A 2,599-nucleotide genomic window follows, 5' to 3' on the forward strand; every position below is an offset into this window, starting at 1 on the left:
GCCCCCGTTGAGAAGCGGTTTCGCTTTTCAGACAATGAGGCAATTAAGCGTGTTGAGATCAACTGGTCAGACAATCCTAAGTTTCCCAAGATCTTGAATGAAGCGCGGCTTGATGATTTGAGATCCCGCCCCGAGACCTATAAGCATATTTGGGAAGGGGCTTATCTTACAGCGGTTCAAGGTGCTTATTATCAAAAGGAAATGTTGGCAGCCGAGCAAGAGGGGCGGATAGGGCGTGTTGCTCGTGACCCTTTAATGCAAATACGCGCCTTTTGGGATATTGGGGGCACGGGTGCTAAGGCAGATGCAACAGCGATATGGATAGCACAGTTTGTGGGGCGAGAAATTAGAGTGCTTAATTATTACGAAGCACAGGGACAACCGCTATCAGAGCATGTAGGCTGGTTGCGTCAAAACGGTTATGAGAAGGCGTTGATGGTGTTACCCCATGATGGTGCGACCAGAGACCGTGTGCATAATGTGAGTTTTGAGAGTGCTTTAAATGATGCGGGTTTTGAAACGCAAGTTGTTCCTAATCAAGGGGCAGGGGCGGTTAAGATGCGTATAGAGGCGGTGCGACGTATTTTGCCGTCTGTTTGGTTCAATGAAAAAACGACGGTAGCAGGGCGTAAGGCGCTGAATTGGTATCACGAAAAATGGGATGAGAAGCGTAATATTGGCTTGGGAGCAGAGCATGATTGGTCCAGTCATGGAGCAGATGCCTTTGGATTGATGTGCGTGGCTTATGAAGAACCTCCGACGATACAAAAGCGACCAGCTTATAGTGGCAGAACGGAATATGAGAGTACCTCATGGATGGCAGAATGATGTATGATGAAGAGCATTTAGACAAAGAAATTAACGCATCAGATTTGTCGACAGAAGGCTTATTTCGCAAGCTTGTGAGTTGGTACAAAGAAGATGTGGAGCATGTGAATAAATGGCGTGAACATGCACGGGAGGATTTCCAATTTTACAATGGCGACCAGTGGAATGAAGCAGATTTAGCCGCGTTAAAAGAGCAACGCCGCCCCGTTATGACCTTTAATCGCATTGCACCACTTGTGAATGCTGTTGTGGGTTCAGAACGCAACAATAAGCGCGAAGTGCAATTTATTTCCCGTCAAGTAGGGAAGGCATTGCCTAGTGAATTGCTTACGGGAGCAGCAGAATGGTTTCGCGACATGGCACATGCTGAATACGCGGATAGTGATGCTTTCCAAGACGCTGTCATTTGTGGCATGGGGTGGACCGATACACGGCTTGATTATGAGAACAGCCTTGATGGTGAACCGGTCATTACGCGTTTAGACCCTCTAAAGATGGTTTGGGATAGCGCGGCAGTGCAACCGAATTTAACCGATGCACAACGTTTGTGGTACGTAGACCGCAAGCCTTTGGAAGTAGCCAAGCAGATGTTTCCCAAAGCCCATTGGAGTGAACTGAGTGCCGATTGGGCTCGTGATGGGGTTGCTTATGAGGGCATTCATCATAATGATCTTGAAGCTTATAATGATGAGAAGGGCATTGATGTTGAAAACGGTCGACGGATGATCACTCTTGTTGAATGCCGTTGGTTTGAAAGCGAGAGGTATTACAAAGCGCCCGATTTAAGCACTGGAGAACTTCGTGATTATAGCGAGGAAGAATTTAAGCAGCTACAGTGCATGATGCCGGATATCCAAGGGGCGGCTTTTAATAAAAAGGTTGTTAAGCGCGCTTTTTTAGGGAGAAAATTGCTTGAATCGCCCGATCAACCCATGGTTCCAGCTGGTCAATTGGGTTGGGAGTGTATAACGGGTTATTTTGACAAGATAGAACGGCAATTTTATGGGGTTGTGCGCCCGACAAAAGACCCGCAACGATGGGCAAATAAATATTTCAGTCAAGTGATGTATATCCTCAATAGCCAATCCAAAGGCGGGATAATGGCAGAGAGTGGTGCATTTAAGGATGAGAGAGAAGCAGCAAAAAGTTTAAGCCGGTCAGACAGTATTACATGGGTTAAACCTAACGCATTGGCACTAGGTAAAATACAACCAAAGCCTGTAGCACAGTTTCCACAAGGCTTTTTCCAACTGTTTAATGAAGCTAAGGAAGCAATTAATCAAGTGACGGGTTTATCGCCCGAATTCATTGGTACAAGGGAAGTGACACAAGCGGGTATTTTGGAGGCACAACGACGCCAATCTAGTTTAAATCTACTTGCTTGTCTGTTTGATGGTTTACGTTTGTATCGCAAGCGGCAAGGCAAGATTATTTTGCACTTGATACAGAATTACTTGTCCGATGGTCGTTTGGTACGGATATCTGGTGAAGAGAATGCGCAATATATTCCATTGACGCGTGAAGAAGTAACGAGTGTCGAGTATGATATTGTCGTTGATGATGCGCCAACCAGCCCGAATGAGAAAGAGCGCACCTTCGGTATTATCACACAACTGCTTCCATTGCTTCAAAATGCCATTACGCCGGATATCATGCTTGATCTACTTCGTTATTCTCCATTGCCTGCGTCATTGCTTAATCGTGTCAGTGAGAAGTTCCAACAGCAACAAATGGCACAACAACAGCAGATGGACCCCGAGCAGGAAATGAA

Annotated in this window: 1 protein-coding gene and 1 pseudogene; both read left to right on the top strand. The window is 46.1% G+C overall.

The genetic code is table 11. The features are described 5' to 3' along the window. Positions 1-828 (top strand): annotated as a pseudogene (locus ACFIK6_RS09475) (PBSX family phage terminase large subunit); the annotation flags it as partial. Continuing rightward, positions 813-2,599: portal protein (locus tag ACFIK6_RS09480; protein ID WP_375677588.1), on the top strand; the 1,787-nt coding region annotated here is incomplete at its 3' end. The pseudogene ACFIK6_RS09475 and the gene ACFIK6_RS09480, both read left to right, overlap by 16 nt.

It is taken from the genome of Bartonella sp. AS69XJJH (assembly GCF_042195585.1).
Lineage (GTDB): Bacteria > Pseudomonadota > Alphaproteobacteria > Rhizobiales > Rhizobiaceae > Bartonella.